This window comes from Pseudomonas sp. LBUM920, assembly GCF_003852315.1.
Taxonomy (GTDB): Bacteria; Pseudomonadota; Gammaproteobacteria; order Pseudomonadales; family Pseudomonadaceae; genus Aquipseudomonas.
On the sequence record NZ_CP027762.1, the window covers coordinates 4,582,409 to 4,598,100 of the forward strand.

The 15,692-nt window shown below is 61.2% G+C and carries 18 protein-coding genes; 9 read left to right on the plus strand and 9 right to left on the minus strand.

What is annotated here, in order from left to right; translation table 11 throughout:
• Positions 1 to 173: 173 nt before the first annotated feature.
• Genes C4J83_RS21190 through aroC form a run of 3 tightly spaced genes read right to left on the minus strand, consistent with a single transcriptional unit; the run spans position 174 to position 3,011 of the window.
• Positions 174 to 704, minus strand: coding sequence for an acireductone dioxygenase (locus C4J83_RS21190; protein WP_124418128.1), 531 nt, complete (start codon positions 702 to 704; stop codon positions 174 to 176).
• Complete coding sequence (locus C4J83_RS21195; RefSeq protein WP_106576537.1) at positions 701 to 1,867, minus strand: MFS transporter; 1,167 nt, start codon at positions 1,865 to 1,867, stop codon at positions 701 to 703. The genes C4J83_RS21190 and C4J83_RS21195 overlap by 4 nt, the downstream gene beginning before the upstream one ends.
• Before the next feature lie 52 nt (positions 1,868 to 1,919).
• Complete coding sequence (gene aroC / locus C4J83_RS21200; protein ID WP_106576536.1) at positions 1,920 to 3,011, minus strand: chorismate synthase; 1,092 nt, start codon at positions 3,009 to 3,011, stop codon at positions 1,920 to 1,922.
• A gap of 143 nt (positions 3,012 to 3,154) precedes the next feature.
• Between aroC and C4J83_RS21205 the strand changes: the two genes are divergently transcribed.
• Positions 3,155 to 4,117: an alpha/beta hydrolase gene (locus C4J83_RS21205; protein WP_106576535.1), complete on the plus strand. Its 963-nt coding sequence runs from the start codon at positions 3,155 to 3,157 to the stop codon at positions 4,115 to 4,117.
• Positions 4,118 to 4,216: 99 nt separating this feature from the next.
• Positions 4,217 to 5,023, plus strand: coding sequence for a hypothetical protein (locus C4J83_RS21210; protein ID WP_124418129.1), 807 nt, complete (start codon positions 4,217 to 4,219; stop codon positions 5,021 to 5,023).
• Positions 5,024 to 5,162: 139 nt separating this feature from the next.
• Here C4J83_RS21210 and prmB read toward each other — a convergent pair whose 3' ends face one another.
• A complete protein-coding gene (prmB, locus tag C4J83_RS21215; RefSeq protein ID WP_106576533.1) occupies positions 5,163 to 6,071 on the minus strand; it encodes a 50S ribosomal protein L3 N(5)-glutamine methyltransferase in 909 nt (302 codons plus the stop codon).
• Positions 6,072 to 6,310: 239 nt separating this feature from the next.
• On the opposite strand from prmB, the gene C4J83_RS21220 reads away from it, so the two are divergent.
• The 5 genes from C4J83_RS21220 to C4J83_RS21240 all read left to right on the plus strand — a co-directional run bounded on the left by C4J83_RS21220 (position 6,311) and on the right by C4J83_RS21240 (position 9,094).
• On the plus strand, positions 6,311 to 6,901 hold the full coding sequence (locus C4J83_RS21220) for a cysteine hydrolase family protein (RefSeq protein WP_124418130.1): 591 nt from the start codon (positions 6,311 to 6,313) through the stop codon (positions 6,899 to 6,901).
• Positions 6,902 to 7,042: 141 nt separating this feature from the next.
• A complete protein-coding gene (locus C4J83_RS21225) occupies positions 7,043 to 7,363 on the plus strand; it encodes a hypothetical protein (protein WP_106576531.1) in 321 nt (106 codons plus the stop codon).
• 75 nt (positions 7,364 to 7,438) lie between these two features.
• Positions 7,439 to 7,996 carry a Smr/MutS family protein gene (locus C4J83_RS21230; protein WP_124418131.1) on the plus strand — a complete coding sequence of 186 codons (558 nt, stop codon included), beginning with the start codon at positions 7,439 to 7,441 and terminating at the stop codon, positions 7,994 to 7,996.
• 78 nt (positions 7,997 to 8,074) lie between these two features.
• Complete coding sequence (folE, locus tag C4J83_RS21235; RefSeq protein WP_003442011.1) at positions 8,075 to 8,620, plus strand: GTP cyclohydrolase I FolE; 546 nt, start codon at positions 8,075 to 8,077, stop codon at positions 8,618 to 8,620.
• A 102-nt stretch (positions 8,621 to 8,722) separates the two neighbouring features.
• A complete protein-coding gene (locus C4J83_RS21240; protein WP_094951448.1) occupies positions 8,723 to 9,094 on the plus strand; it encodes a glutathione S-transferase N-terminal domain-containing protein in 372 nt (123 codons plus the stop codon).
• 103 nt (positions 9,095 to 9,197) lie between these two features.
• Here C4J83_RS21240 and C4J83_RS21245 read toward each other — a convergent pair whose 3' ends face one another.
• The 3 genes from C4J83_RS21245 to C4J83_RS21255 are packed head-to-tail and all read right to left on the minus strand — an operon-like array spanning position 9,198 to position 12,134.
• Complete coding sequence (locus C4J83_RS21245; protein ID WP_106576528.1) at positions 9,198 to 9,518, minus strand: AtuA-related protein; 321 nt, start codon at positions 9,516 to 9,518, stop codon at positions 9,198 to 9,200.
• Positions 9,515 to 10,840, minus strand: a complete 1,326-nt coding sequence (locus C4J83_RS21250) for an acyclic terpene utilization AtuA family protein (protein ID WP_124418132.1) — start codon at positions 10,838 to 10,840, stop codon at positions 9,515 to 9,517. The genes C4J83_RS21245 and C4J83_RS21250 overlap by 4 nt, the downstream gene beginning before the upstream one ends.
• Before the next feature lies 1 nt (position 10,841).
• Positions 10,842 to 12,134, minus strand: a complete 1,293-nt coding sequence (locus tag C4J83_RS21255; RefSeq protein WP_106576526.1) for a CitMHS family transporter — start codon at positions 12,132 to 12,134, stop codon at positions 10,842 to 10,844.
• A gap of 125 nt (positions 12,135 to 12,259) precedes the next feature.
• Between C4J83_RS21255 and C4J83_RS21260 the strand changes: the two genes are divergently transcribed.
• Positions 12,260 to 13,156, plus strand: coding sequence for a LysR family transcriptional regulator (locus tag C4J83_RS21260; RefSeq protein ID WP_124418133.1), 897 nt, complete (start codon positions 12,260 to 12,262; stop codon positions 13,154 to 13,156).
• 100 nt (positions 13,157 to 13,256) lie between these two features.
• Here the strand turns inward: C4J83_RS21260 and C4J83_RS21265 are convergent, their stop codons facing one another.
• Entirely contained in the window at positions 13,257 to 13,859 is a 603-nt protein-coding gene (locus C4J83_RS21265; RefSeq protein ID WP_106576524.1) for a glutathione S-transferase family protein, read from the minus strand.
• Positions 13,860 to 13,869: 10 nt separating this feature from the next.
• On the minus strand, positions 13,870 to 15,036 hold the full coding sequence (locus C4J83_RS21270) for an aminotransferase-like domain-containing protein (protein ID WP_124418134.1): 1,167 nt from the start codon (positions 15,034 to 15,036) through the stop codon (positions 13,870 to 13,872).
• An 81-nt stretch (positions 15,037 to 15,117) separates the two neighbouring features.
• Between C4J83_RS21270 and C4J83_RS21275 the strand changes: the two genes are divergently transcribed.
• Entirely contained in the window at positions 15,118 to 15,552 is a 435-nt protein-coding gene (locus tag C4J83_RS21275; RefSeq protein WP_124418135.1) for a MarR family winged helix-turn-helix transcriptional regulator, read from the plus strand.
• Positions 15,553 to 15,692 lie beyond the last annotated feature (140 nt).

Here is a 15,692-nt window from a genome sequence, read left to right on the forward strand (position 1 = left end):
CTTTCGGATTCCTGCGATTGACAGGTGATATAAACATTGAGTCGGCAGAGAGTTACATAACGAATGGATTGAAAGCATAAGGCGCCGCATAAACAGCTACGTCTTACATTTAATTGAGTTCCTTCCCACAACAACTTCCAACCTGCCGGGATTGAACCTTTAACTATTCGCGCTTAATCGTCCAAGCCTGGAAAACCAGCGGCACTGTCCTGGTCAGTGAACTGAGGCACACAGCCTTCGGCTGTATGGAATAAACGTAGCGCCACACAGTGCGGATTCTCGCCCACGTCGAGCCAATGCGGTATTCCGGCCGGAACCACCAGCACGTCATTTTTCTCACAACGCACGGCGTAGACATATTCGCCCACGAGCAGGCAGAACAAGCCTTGGCCCGCGATGAAGAAATGCGCGTTGTCGGCGCTGTAGCGACGCGCCTTGAGGCCTTCAGCGCGCAACTCGGCGCGCTGCGGATGGTCGCCCGTTACGTTCAATACCTGAGCAGAGCCGTAGCCGAGGGCATCGATCTGCGACTGGTACGCGGCGATCATCTCTGCGTCACTGGCGCCTTTTTCAATCGGGCTGGGCTGCCAGCGGTCAAAACTCACGCCGTGCTCAACCAGGGTCGAGACGATATCGTCGAAATGGGTCAACACCTTGTTCGGGGTATCGGGTGTGGCGAGCGGATAAACAGCGACATAACTCATTGCACGGTTCCTTTATTCGGCTCTTGCAATCGAAAGCCAATGATGAGGGCGGCGGCCAGGGCCGCGACACTGGCGATGCTGAAGGTCAGGGTCGGCCCCAACAGATTCCAGCTATAACCGGCATACAGCGCGCCCAATGCGCCGCCAGTGCCGGCCAGTGCGGCATACAGCGCCTGGCCCTGGCCTTGCTGGCGGGCGCCGAAGCTGCGTTGCACAAAGGCAATCGCCGCCGCATGAAAACTGCCAAAGGTGGCCGCGTGCATCACCTGCGCCAGCAGCAGCACCCAGAAAAATTCGGCGAATGAGCCCAGCAGCAACCAGCGCACGGCAGCCAACAGGAAACTTGCCAGCAGCACCCGTCGCACCGAAAAGCGCGTGAGGATGCGGCTCATGGCCAGAAACATCAGCACTTCTGCGACCACGCCCAGGGCCCAGAGCATGCCGATCACGCCACGGCTATAGCCCAGATGTTCGAGGTGCAGGGTGAGGAAGGTGTAATACGGGCCGTGGCTCATTTGCATCAGCGCCACGCAGGCATAAAACGCCAGTACCCCAGGGCTGCGCAATTGCTTGAGAAAACCGTCACCGGCCAGGCGATTGTCGTGGGTCGCGGGTTGCGCATTCGGTACCCACAGGCTGGCACCGATGATGCCGGCCATGATCACCACGACCACCACCGGGTAAATGTCCAGGCTCAGCCAGTCGAACAGGCGGCCCATGATCACCACGGTGAGGATGAAACCAATCGAGCCCCACAGGCGGATCTGGCTGTAGCGCGAGGTTTGCTTTTGCAGGTGGGCCAGGGTGATCACTTCAAATTGCGGCAACACGGCGTGCCAGAAGAACGCATGCAGGGCCATCACCAGCGCGAGCCAAGCGTAGGTCTTGCTGAAGAAAATCAGTGAAAAGCTGGCCAGCGTGCACACCGCGCCAAACCGGACGATGGCCAGGCGCCGCCCGGTGTAATCGCCGAGCCAGCCCCACAGGTTGGGCGCCACGCAGCGCATCAGCATGGGGATAGCCACCAACTCACCAATGCGTGCGCTGGAGAACCCAAGATGATCGAAGTACAGCGCCAGGAACGGCGCCGTCGCCCCGAGCAGGGCAAAGTAGAACAGGTAGAAGCTGGACAGGCGCCAGTACGGGAGGGTCGGGCTCACCATGGACGGGGCCGCTTCGCGGCCCTGCCTGAGCTCGCCCGCCCGCCACCGGCTGTCACAGCTGGCCCAGCACCGGCGTATTCACGCGCACCTCGGCATTTTGCCCGCGGTTGCGCAGCAGGTGGTCCATCAACACGATGGCCATCATGGCTTCGGCAATCGGCGTGGCACGGATGCCGACACACGGGTCATGACGGCCCTTGGTGATCACATCCACCGGGTTGCCGTGCACATCAATCGAGCGGCCTGGTGTGGTGATGCTCGACGTGGCCTTGAGGGCCAGGTGCGCAACGATCGGTTGGCCCGAGGAAATACCGCCCAGGATGCCGCCCGCGTTGTTGCTGAGGAAACCCTGCGGGGTCAGTTCATCGCGGTGCTCGGTGCCGCGCTGGGACACACAGGCGAAACCGGCGCCGATTTCCACGCCCTTCACCGCGTTGATGCTCATCAGCGCATGGGCCAGCTCGGCATCGAGGCGGTCGAAGATCGGCTCGCCCAAGCCAGGTTTGACGCCTTCGGCAACCACGGTAATCTTCGCGCCGACGGAGTCCTGGTCGCGGCGCAACTGGTCCATGTAGGCTTCCAGTTCCGGCACTTTGTCCGGGTCGGGGCTGAAGAAAGCGTTGTCGTCGACGCTGTCCCAGGTCTTGAACGGGATCTCGATCGGACCCAGCTGGCTCATGTAGCCGCGGATCACGATGCCCTGGGTGGCCAGGTATTTCTTGGCGATGGCACCGGCGGCCACACGCATCGCGGTTTCGCGCGCCGAGCTGCGGCCACCGCCACGGTAGTCGCGTTCGCCGTATTTGTGATGGTAGGTGTAGTCGGCGTGGGCCGGGCGGAACAGGTCCTTGATCGCCGAGTAGTCCTTGGACTTCTGGTCGGTATTGCGAATCAGCAGGCCGATGGCGCAACCGGTGGTGCGGCCTTCGAACACGCCGGAGAGGATTTCGACTTCGTCGGGCTCCTGGCGCTGGGTGGTGTGGCGGCTGGTGCCGGGCTTGCGGCGGTCGAGGTCGCGCTGCAGGTCTTCCACAGACAGCTCGAGGCCTGGCGGGCAGCCGTCGACAATGGCGACCAACGCCGGGCCATGGCTTTCGCCCGCGGTGGTGACAGTGAACAGCTTGCCGAAGGTATTGCCGGACATGCAGGGCGCTCCGTGAAATCAGTTGAATCAAGTCAACCGTAATAACTTAAGGCGGCCAGTATACGCAGGCTAACCGACTAGTTCATCCTCGAAACCTTACCGGTAGACGTTGGTCCAACCGGCACCTTCCTGATGATGGCGCGATGATGCTGCGAGTTCTGCTTTTAACCCTCACCCTGTTTTCCAGCCTGGGCTTCGCCGCCTCCCCTGTCGTGCTGCAACGGCCGATCAGCCTGGACACCGGCAACGGCGAGCTGTTTGGCTCGCTTTTACTGCCCCAATCCGACAAGCCGGTGCCGGTGGTGTTGATCATTGCCGGCTCCGGGCCTACCGACCGTAACGGCAACAGCGCCGACGGTGCACGCAACGACAGCCTCAAGCGGCTGGCCTGGGTGCTTGCCCGACACAACATTGCCAGCGTGCGCTACGACAAGCGCGGCGTGGCCGCCAGCCTGGCTGCCACGCCGGATGAACGCAACCTGACCCTGGACGCCTACGTATCCGATGCCGTGGCCTGGGGCAAGCTGCTAAAGGCCGACAGCCGCATGGGCCCGCTGATCGTCCTGGGCCACAGCGAAGGCGCGCTGGTTGCCGCGCTCGCCGCACCGCAACTGAATCCGGCCGGCGTCATTTCTTTGTCTGGCAGTGCGCGACCGGTGGATCAGGTGATCCGCCAGCAGTTGGCCGACCACCTGCCCCCTGCCCTGTTGCTGCGCAGCAACGAGATCCTCGACCACCTCAAGGCCGGCCAAGTGGATGCCGATGTGCCGGGCCCGCTGGAAGGTATTTTCCGACCCAGCGTGCAGCCTTATCTGATCAGCCTGTTTCGCGCCGACCCGTCAGCCGCGTTCGCCAAGCTGAACATGCCGGCCCTGATCATCCAGGGCACCAACGATATTCAGGTCGGCGTCGCAGATGCACGGCAACTGAAAAACGCCAAGCCCGACGCGCACTTGACCGTGATCGAAGGCATGAACCACGTCATGCGCATCGTGCCCAAGGACGTGAAAGAGCAACTGGCCTCCTACAACGACCCGAAACTACCGCTTGCCGCCGAGCTGGGTGAGCGCATCGTGCGCTTTATCGACGGACTTCAACCCCGTTAAGCGACTATTTACCTCCAGTCCTGAGAAAAACGGCCGATAAGCCCAGGGTCGACAGTAAAAAGACTGTCGACCCGCAGGGCTTGGACAGGATCGCGCCGCATGACAACCACAGAAGCTACACCAGAACCTATTGCCGACACCCCGGCTGAAAAAACCGAGGCCGTCGAAGCAGCGGCCCTGCCGTGGGCGGACGTGCAGGCCGAACATTTCAAGATGCTGCGCCTCGCGCCTCTGGCCACCGACCGTGCCACCGGTGCGCGGCCGTTGAGGTTCGTGCAGTTCGGCTATGCCGAACGCAATGACAAACACCACAGCCTGTTGCGCATGGTCATCCAGTTGCCGGGCCAGCGGGTGCGCCGCGAGCAGAACCACTTGGATATCTGGGTCGATCACGATAAGCACCGCGTGCACTTCGGCCCGGGCAACAGCCTGGAAATCGAACCGGCCAACCGGGGAATCGGTCGCTTCCTCGTCGCTCAAGGCGCGGCGTGGGCGAAAAAGAAGTGGTCACACTACCGCGTCGACGGCGTGGACCTGGCCAATAAAGATGCGCTGAACGAAGCCACGCGCTTGCGTCGCGATCACTTCCTGCGCATTCAGGGTTTTGATGTGGCCTATGCCGATGTGCAACACCTCAAAGGCAACGTGCAGCCGGGCAAAGTCAGCGCAGTGCTGGACAGCTGGAACACCGAGAAGGTGCAGTTCGTGGAAATCCTCGAAGCCGCGCAGATGCTGCAACAGGCCGAGCAGAACCTGGCCGAGCAGGAAGTGAAACTGCGCAAGGAAGAGGAAAAGGTCACCAAGTTCAAGCGTGAGGACAGCGGGCTGCGCTTTACCATCACCTGTTTGGTGGCGTTTACGGTGTTTCAGGCAGGGTTGTTGATCTGGATTGCCACGCACCGCTAGCCCGTTGGAACGCAATCAAAATGTGGAAGCGGGCTTGCTCGCGAAAGCGGTGTATCAGTCACTGATAACTTGACTGTCATACCGCAATCGCGGGCAAGCCCGCTCCCACATTCAGGGTCAGTTTTAGAGTTGGGTCGGTTTACACCCGAGCAGCAAATACCGCTTGATGCGCGCGGCACTGCTCGGCCGTCAACATGAACACACCGTGCCCACCGCGCTGGAACTCCAGCCAGGCAAAGTCGACTTCCGGGTACAACGCCTCAACGTGCACCTGGCTGTTGCCAACCTCTACAATCAACAAGCCTTTCTCGGTGAGGTGGTCCGCAGCCTCAGCCAACATCCGTCGCACCAGATTCAAGCCATCATCGCCGCAGGCCAGGCCCAACTCCGGCTCGTGCTGGTATTCGTCGGGCATGTCGGCGAAGTCTTCGGCATCCACGTACGGCGGGTTGGACACGATCAGATCAAACCGCTGACCCGGCAAGCCGTCGAAGCCGTCACCCTGCACGGTGTAGACGCGCTCGTCGACGCCATGGCGCTCGATGTTCTGGTTGGCCACCTCCAGCGCCTCGAAGGACAGGTCGCCCAGCACCACTTCGGCGTCCTGGAACTCGTAGGCGCACGCGATGCCAATGCAACCGGAGCCGGTGCACAGGTCGAGGATGCGCGCCGGTGGCTGAGCCAGCCAGGGTTCGAAGCGGTTTTCGATCAGTTCGCCAATCGGTGAACGCGGGATCAGCACACGTTCGTCGACGATGAACGACATGCCGCAGAACCAGGCTTCCTTCAACAGGTAAGCGGTGGGTACACGCTCATGGATACGGCGGTGCAGCAAGCGCTGCACGTGGGAAATTTCCTCTTCTTCCAGGTTGCAGTCCAGGTAGCTGTCGGCAATTTCCCAAGGCAGGTGCAAGGCGCCGAGCACCAATTGCCGGGCTTCGTCCCAGGCATTGTCGGTACCATGGCCGAAAAACAGGTCTTCCCCATGGAAACGGCTGACAGCCCAACGGATATGGTCGCGCAGTGTGCGCAGGCGGGATGTGATCACGGGGGCAAGCTCCTGGAAAAAACGACTGGCGATTCTAACAGCCTTCGCCTGTACCGACGATGTACGAAACCCCTTCGCCATCCGTCGGATTTCATCCAATTTGCCATCGCAGGCTTAAACAAGCCGCCCACTTGACATGGCTGCACGTCAACAACGGCGTACCTTACGATGGTAGCGATTCACAGAACCGCTCAGCCAGTGGACAATGTCGCAAAAGCCCCCCTCACAGGAGCCCCAGAATGTCCGTTCCAAAGACGATGTTTCAACTCAGCGGTCGCGGTTACGCAGCAGCCAACCTGAACCATGCGACCCTCGTGATCATCGACGCCCAAAAGGAATACCTCAGCGGTCCACTCGCCCTCTCGGGCATGGACGCGGCGGTCCAAAACATCAAGCAGTTGGTTGCCGCCGCGCGCAATGCCGGGCGTCCGATCGTGCATGTACGCCACCTTGGCACCGTCGGTGGCCTGTTCGACCCGCAGGGCGAGCGCGGCGAATTCATTCCCGGCCTGGAACCGCTCGGTGACGAAACCATCATCGGCAAACTGCTGCCGAGCGCGTTTCACGGCACAGGGCTGGAAAAACACCTGCAGGACCTCGGTTCCCTGGACCTCATCGTCTGCGGTTTCATGAGCCACTCCAGCGTCAGCACGACCGTGCGCGCCGCCAAGAATCTGGGCTTTCGCTGCACCCTGGTGGAAGACGCCTGCGCCACGCGCGACCTGCCTTACAAAGGCGGCATCCTGAGCGCTGAACATGTGCAACAGACCGAAATGGCCATCATGGCCGATAACTTCGCGACCCTTGCGTTGACCAAAGATCTGATCTGATCGACCTTCTGATGAGCGGCGCGGCGTGTTTATTGCCCCGCTCATCCGCAAAACCTTTTCATTTTCTGCAATTGCCTCTGGTACAGGAACAACCTGTGTATCTTCCGGTCGAAGGGCCGATACCCTGGAGGAAAGGTCGGAATGAAGATATCCGATGGTTTTGACGCTCGTCGCTTGCGCCCCAAGGGCCCGAGCAACTGGCGTCTGCGCCTGGTGGCGGGCTTTGCCGCGCTGCTGGCCATTGTAGGTTTGCTGCTGGCAGGTGCCGGCGGCGCCGGTTTTTTTGGTCATTCGCCAGCACTCGGCGAACTGAATGCCAGCCCGGGCGGCTCGGCAATTTTGTTGGTGATCGGCCTGTTGGTACTCTGGCTGGGCGTCTGGTTATGGCGTCGCAGCCGTCGGCGGATGCGTCAGCCGCTGTCGCTGAACATCGCCTCACACCTGATGAAAAAGCACGACTGATGGCGCTTGGATAGCGTTTCCTGCGCCCCGGCCGCCGCGATTTAGGTAAACTGCCCGCCCTTCGCGGAGGCTGACATGCAAGACGACGATTTTTCCCTGTTCAAAAACGAGCTGCGCGGCGTCAAGCCGATCAAGCATGACCGTGCCGACACTGGCAAACCCAAGACCGACCGGGCGCAGATCGCCAAGCTGCGCCAGGCTGCGACCGTGCGCACCGATGCCACCACCGTGGATGGCCTGTCGGACCAGTTCGTAATCGATGTAGGCCCCGAAGACGAGTTGATGTGGGCCCGCGACGGCGTGCAGGAAAGCCAGATGCGCAAGCTCAAGGTCGGCCAGATCCCGTTCGAGGGCAGCCTTGACCTGCACGGCATGAACGTCGAAAAAGCCCGTGAAACCCTCTGGGCCTTCCTGGCCGAAGCGACCAAATTCGAAATCCGCTGCGTGCGCGTCACCCATGGCAAGGCCGTGCGGTTGGATGGCAAGCGGCCGATGATCAAGAGCCACGTGAACACCTGGCTGCGCCAGCATTCCCAAGTGCTCGGTTTTACCTCCTGCCAGGCCCGCCACGGCGGCGCGGGCGCGGTGTATGTGATGCTCAAGCGCACCATGATGGAGGGGCGCGACGAGTAACAAGTGCCATCGTCAGGCTTGCAGCGATGTGTCCGCCACCGTAACCTTGCGCTTTGCGAAAATCCCACAGGTAGTTTCATGTCCCTGGAACAGAATTACACCGCGATCCTCGGCCAACTCGGCGAGGACGTTTCCCGCGAGGGCCTGCTCGACACGCCAAAGCGTGCCGCCAAGGCGATGCAGTACCTTTGCCGCGGCTATGAACAGACACTCGAAGAAGTCACCAACGGTGCCTTGTTCAGCTCCGACAACAGCGAAATGGTGCTGGTCAAGGACATCGAGCTGTACTCGCTGTGCGAACACCACCTGCTGCCGTTTATCGGTAAAGCGCATGTTGCGTATATCCCGAGCGGCAAAGTGCTGGGCCTGTCGAAAGTAGCGCGGATTGTCGACATGTATGCGCGCCGCCTGCAAATCCAGGAGAACCTCAGCCGTCAGATCGCCGATGCCGTGATGCAAGTCACCGGCGCGCTGGGCGTGGCCGTAGTGATCGAAGCCAAGCACATGTGCATGATGATGCGCGGTGTAGAGAAACAGAATTCCTCGATGATCACCTCGGTGATGCTGGGTGAGTTCCGCGAAAACGCGGCCACGCGCAGCGAGTTTCTCAGCCTGATCAAGTAACAGGCTGCGTAGGAAAAAGCCGGCGTTCATCGCCGGTTTTTTTTCGCCTGCAAATTTCAGGTAAGCTGCGGCCCCTTCTTCATGGGCAAGAGGTTTTCAGCCATGTTCGTCAAAGCACTTCGAGTGGGCCTCGGCCACGTCATCATCGCGGGCGACTTCATTACCCGCCCACGCAAAAAGCAGCGCCCCGCCGAACAACAGGCGCAGGTGAACGCTGCGGCCAAGGACCTGACCCTGTATCAGTTCCACGCCTGCCCGTTCTGCGTGAAGACCCGTCGTACGTTGCACCGTCTGAATGTGCCGGTGGCGTTGAAGGATGCGAAGAACAATGCGCAAGATCGCCAGACCCTGCTGGAGCAAGGCGGCAAGATCAAAGTGCCGTGCCTGCGCATTGAAGAAAATGGCCAGACCACTTGGATGTATGACTCCAAAGTGATCATTGACTACCTCGACAAGCGGTTCGCCGCGGTCTGATAAACACCGCGGTCAATGTGGGAGCTGGCTTGCCTGCGATGCAGACACCTCGATTTATCAGTGATACCGAGGTGACGCTATCGCAGGCAAGCCAGCGCCCACATTAGTTCGGCATCGCCAATTCGATAGCCAACAAGGCCGAGCCCAGGCACTTGCCGTGGGCATCCAGCGCCAGCGAGCGGGTAACGCCGCCGCGCAAGATCCCCGGCAACACAAAGTTCAGCGCCTGCACATTCGGCAGTTCATAACGCCGCACCGGCGCCGCGCCGGGTTCGCGCAAACCGGCAAAAAACTCGGCGACGCGCTCCGCCGTGAGCTGCTCGCACAGCAGCGGATAATCCTCAGCGCGATAGGCAATGATCGAGATGTTCGAGGTGTCGCCCTTATCGCCGGTGCGGGAATGGGCCAGGGTGTGCAGTTTCATGCTTCGATCCTCGGGTTGACCGCGCTTCGCGCCAGCAATAACGACGCCACCGCTACCACTTGCCGCACGCTTTTGCTCGCGCCGCCGCCGCCCGACGGGCCGTTGGTGTAAAGGGTTTCCACTTCATTGCCGACCCGCACCGCGTCGCTGCGTGCTTCACAGCGCGCGGCCACGCGCAGGCGCACTTCCCAGGGTTCGACGTTGCTGCGTGGGCCGTGCAGTGAATCCATGCCGATCAACTCGGCGCGCACCTCCTGCATGTTGACGCCCATCAACTCCAGCCGCTTGAGCACGATATCCCGCGCCAACTGCGCCCGTGCGACAGCTCCCGGACCGCCGTAGGACATCTGCCCCTCGCCGATCCAACCGTCCAAATAGCCGACGCTGACCTTCAATTGCTCAGGCCGCGCACAGCCATCGGCGCCCAGGGCGCGCACGCGGTCGAGGCCTTCCTCGACAAAACTCACGTGAGAAAAGTCGGCAGTGACGTCCGGCGTCAGGTAGGCCGCCGGGTCATGCACTTCATAGATCAGTTGCTCAGTACAGGTAGCGCGGCTGACCCGCCCGCCAGAACCCGCCACTTTGGTGATCACCGCTTCGCCGTCGGCGTTGATCTCGGCCAACGGGAAGCCCAGGCGCGCCAAGTCATCCACGTCCTTGAAACCTGGGTCGGCAAAATAACCGCCGCTGACCTGACCCGCGCATTCGAGCAAATGCCCCACCAGCGTACCGCGGCCCAGGCGTTGCCAATCGTGCGCGGCCCAGCCGAACTCGAACATCTGCGGCGCCAGAAACAGCGAGGGGTCGGCCACGCGTCCGGTGATCACCACATCGGCATCGGCGTGCAGCGCCTCCAGTATGGCGTCGACGCCCAAGTAGGCATTCGCCGAAATCAGCCGCTCGCCCAACGAGCCGAGGGTCTGGCCGTTGTCCAGCATTAGCTCGGGCTGCAAAACCTGCAGCACGTCATCGCCCACCGCCGCCACGACGTTGAGGTGCAGGCCCAATTCATCGGCAATTCGCCGCACTTCGATGGCCGCTGACACCGGGTTGGCGGCGCCCATGTTGGTGATCACCCGCAGTCGACGCTGGCCATCACGCCGGCCCACAAACGGCAGCACGCGGCGCATGCGTTCACTCAGCAACGGGTCATAACCGCCCTGTGGATCGCTGATACGCACCTGCTGCGCGAGCGCGATGGTGCGCTCGGCCAGGCATTCGAAGACCAGATAATCCAGGTCGCCCCGGCTGGCCAACTCCACGGCAGGTTCGATACGGTCGCCGGAATAGCCGGCGCCGGAACCGATGCGCAAGGTTTTCATCTCAAATCACTCCCAGGAGCAACGCGGTCAGGGTCATCAACACCGACGCGGCAAACAGAAAAGGAATGGTGAAGCGCTGGTGGTCGGCCAGTTCGACCTTGCACAGGCCCACCAACAAAAACGTCGCGGGGGTCAGCGGGCTGACTGGAAAGCCGGTGGTGTGCACGCCCAGCAATGAGGCCTGGGCCACTTGCAACGGGTCGACGCCCAGGGCCTTGCCGACTTCGGCGATCACCGGCATCACGCCGAAATAGTAGGAATCGGGGTCGAACAGCAGGCTCAGCGGCATGGAAATGAAGCCCACCACCGCCGGGATCAACTTGCCGTGGCCGGCTGGAATCTGCGCCACCGCCACTTCGGCCATGGCCTTGAGCATGCCGGTGCCTTGCATGATGCCGGTGAACACCCCGGCGGCAAGCAGAATGCTGGCCATGGTCAGGGCGGTCTTGGCATGCGCATCGATGCGTGCGCGCTGGGCGTCCACATTCGGGTAGTTGATGCACAGTGCCACCACGGTGCCGAGCATGAACATCACCACCGGGTCGACCCAGCCGGCAATCATCACCACCATCACCAGCACGGTGAGCATCAGGTTGACCCAGAACAGGCGTGGGCGACGCAACAGGCTGTCAGCGTCGCTGAGCACGCGTTGCGGCACCGCATCGACCGTGGAACCGGCACCCAGGCCCAGGCGTTTTTCTTCGCGGCGGCCCAGCCACCAGGCACAGGCGAATACAAACATCAGCCCGACGATCTGCACCGGGATCAGCGGCTGGAACAGGTCGGCCACCGGCACGTGCAAGGCGGCCGATGAGCGCAGCACGGGGCCGGTCCAGGGCAGGAAGTTGACCCCGGCAGCCATCGCGCACACGCAGGCGAGGATGCGTTTATCGATGCCCAGCCGTGTATACAACGGGAGCATCGCCGGCACGGTCACCAGAAACGTCACCGCCCCCGAGCCGTCCAGGTGCACCAGCAGCGCCAGCGTCGCGGTGCCGACGACAATGCGCGTAGGGCGCGTCCCGACTGTGCGCAGGATACGGTCGATGATGGGATCGAGCATGCCGGCGTCGGTCATGATCCCGAAAAACAGGATCGCGAACACAAACATGCCCACCACGGGGGCGACGTTCTTGATACCGGTAATGATGAAGGCGCTGGTTTGCAGGCCGAACCCGCCGAGCAAGGCGGCAATAATCGGCAAGGCGATCAGCGCCACCAGTGGCGAGAGGCGTTTGCTCATGACGGCGGCGAGCAGGCACAGGATGGTAATGACACCCAGGGTAGCGAGCATGGGTTACTCCAGAGCGGCCTTGATGGCCGGTTATTGTTTTCCCCGGAGTATTGGAAGCGGGTTAGTCTTTGTAAATTGGAATATTCAGCCGCTCACGTTCGGAAAAACAAAATGAAGCTGCTCCCATGAAAAACAGCATCCAGCATATTCAGGCATTCCTGGCCGTGGCGCGCACCGGCAGCTTCACCAAGGCCGCCAATGAACTGCATCTGTCTGCGTCAGCACTGACTGTACAAGTTCAGCAGTTGGAGGACTGGCTCGGCGTCGCCCTGCTCGACCGCAGCCCGCGCCACGTGAGCATCACCGCCGCCGGCCAGGAAGCGCGCGGGCCCATGGAAAAACTGCTGCTGGACCTGGACAACATCGTCACCGGCTCGCGCGACCTCGCCGCGTTGCGCCGTGGTGTAGTGACTATCGCCGCCCTGCCCTCGGTGTGCGCCGGTGCCCTGCCCCCGGCCTTGCGCCAGTTTCGCGAGCACTTCGCCGGCATCGAGGTGCGCCTGCATGACCTGGTGGCTCACCGTATTCATGCCGAAGTTCGCGCCGGCGAGGTGGATTTCGGTATCGGTGTGCGCGCACGGTTAAGCCATGGCCTGGCGTTCGAGCCGGTGTTGAATGATCGGCTGTGTGCGTTTGTACCGCTGGATCATCCCCTCGCCTGCCATCCTCAGTTGACCCTGGAGCAATTGGCGGATCAACCGATCATTCTTACTGGACGCGACAGCAGTGTGCGTGAGCAGGTGGATGCGTTGTTCGACGAGACGCGCCTGAGCATGAACGCCGGCATGGAGGCCAACTATATGTCCACAGTGCTGGCACTGGTGCGCCAAGGGCTGGGCATCAGTGTGTTGCCGGAGTCGGCGGCGGACAGCCTGGAGGGATTAAAGCGCATCACCATTGATCATCCCGGGGTGAACCGGGAGATCGGCTTGATCAGGCGCAGCGGCATGGGCTTGAGCCCGGCGGCGCAGCGCTGTTTTGACTTGCTGAAGGATCAACTGTCTGCCACAACGGACAGCTAAAGGTGGGAGCGGGCTTGTTCGCGAAAACGGTGGATCAGTCCAATCATCAGTGACTGCCCTCCCTTCGCGAGCAAGCCCGCTCCCACCTGTGGGCCTGTGTTCAGTCCAGCATCGCCACATGTTTTGGATGGCTGGCCACACGCTTGAGCCACGCCTGCACCGCCGGGTATGGCGTCAGGTCAAAACCCCCTTCGTGGGCCACGTGGGTGTAGGCATACAGCGCGATATCGGCAATCGAATATCGCTCGCCCACCAGGTAGGGCGTGGCTTGCAACTGACGCTCCATCACCCTCAAGGCCTTGTAGCCGCCCTTATGGGTGGTTTTGTATTCCTCCAGTCGGTCTTCCGGCATGTTCAGGTAGAACTGGATAAACCGCGCCACCGCGATATACGGCTCATGGCTGTATTGCTCGAAAAACTGCCATTGCAGCACTTGGGTACGCAGGCGCGGCTCCGCCGGCAGAAACTCGCTGCCGTCCGCCAGGAAGTTGAGGATCGCGTTGGATTCCCACAGGCAGGTGCCATCTTCCAGTTCCAGCACCGGGATCTTGCCATTGGGGTTCTTGGCCAGGAATTCAGCGGTCTGGGTGTCGCCCTTGAGAATATCGACATCAATCCATTGGTACTCGATGCCCAACAGATTGAGCATCAACTTGACCTTGTAGCAGTTGCCCGACTTGTAATCGCCATAAACCTTGTACATGGGGCTCCCCTTATGCCGCTTGCGCGTGCTGTGCTTGACGGACCACCGCGGCCAGGCGCTTGAGACCTTCGTCCAGACGGGCCGGGTCGATATGGCTGAAATTGAGGCGCAACGAGCCGAAGTGTTGATCGGGCTCGGAAAAGAACGGTTCACCAGGCATGAACGCGACGTCCTGATCCAATGCTTGCGCCAACAAGGTGCGGGTGTCGAGCGGTTGTTTCAAGGTCAGCCAGAAGAATAATCCGCCCTGAGGCGTCTGCCAGTCAGCCAGATCGCCAAAATGACGCTCCAGCGCGGCCTGGAATGCATCGCGGCGCTCGCGGTAAAAGCGGCGCAGTTCCGCCAGGTGCTGCTGGTACTTCTGGGTGCCGATCCACTGCATGGCCTGCCACTGGCCGACGCGGTTGGTGTGCAGGTCGGCCGATTGCTTGAGCTTGAGCAGATGCGGGAACAGATCCGGGCTGGCGATCAGGTAGCCGACGCGCAGGCCCGGCAGCAGGGTCTTGGAGACGGTGCCGGTGTAGATCCAGCTGGCTTTTTTCAGGCGCCCGGCGATGGGCTGCGCACTGGCGCCGTCAAAGGTCAGTTCGCGGTAGGGTTCGTCTTCGATCAGGGTGACGCCGAACTCATCGAGCAACGCGGCGACGGCAGCGCGCTTGGCCTCGCTGTAGCGTACGGCCGAAGGGTTCTGGAACGTCGGAATCAGATAGATGAACGCCGGGCGATGGCGTTCAAGGAGGGTGCGCAAGGTGCAAAGGTGGGGACCGTCGGCCTCCAGTTGCACGGTCAGGCAATCGGCGCCGAACAGTTGGAAGATCTGCAACGCCGCCAGGTAAGTCGGGCCTTCCAGCAGAACCTTGGTGCCTTTGTCGATATACAGTTTGGCGGCCAGGTCCAGGGTTTGCTGGGAACCGCTGACCACCAGCACCTGGCTCGCCTGGCACGGTACGCCCAACGCGCGGGCCTGGGCGGCGAGCAGTTCGCGCAACTGCGGTTCGCCTTCGCTCATGCCATATTGGCCGATGGTGACCGGCATGCTGTCCCAGTTCAGTGCGGGCAGCATGGCTTCGGCCGGTAGGCCACCGGCGAACGACATCACTTCCGGGCACTGGGCTGCGGCAAGGATTTCACGGATCAAGGAGCTTTTGAGGCGCGTAACACGTTCAGAGAAGGCCATAAGGTCACCGGTGGCAAAGCGCATGAAAAATACGTCAAACTGCTTGACCGAAATTACGACGACTTGAGTAGATACGTCAATATGCTTGACCTTAAAACCCAGAACAGCCAGCAACAAGCCATGGAAGCGTTCTTTTTCGGCTACCAGGCTTTTACCGCCAAGGCCGACGACATGCTCGAGCGCCGAGGCTTGAGCCGTGTGCACCAGCGCATCGTGTTTTTTATCGCGCGCTACCCCGCCTTGAGCGTGAAGCAACTGCTGGAGTTGCTCGGCGTGAGCAAGCAGGCGTTGAACATGCCGTTGCGACAGCTGCAGGAAATGCACTTGGTAAACAGCGTGGCCTCCGAGGCTGACAAGCGTAAACGCCTGTTGGAATTGAGCGAGGAAGGCCAGCGCTTCGAGCAGTCCTTGCGCCGTGAACAGGTGAAATTGTTGCAGCGCGCCTTCAGCGAAGCCGGCGAAGACGCGGTCGCGGGATGGCTGGCGGTGAATCAGGCGCTGAGTGCCGCGAATTAGCCTTTCATCTTGTTTCGCATACACAACCGAAAACATTATTTGCTTTATTTGTATACAAAAGCATAATTCGCTTCGTGCGAGTTCCTGACCTGTTGGTCAACAAAAACCCGCCAGTACCTCAAAGCGCTGTTGCCCACACC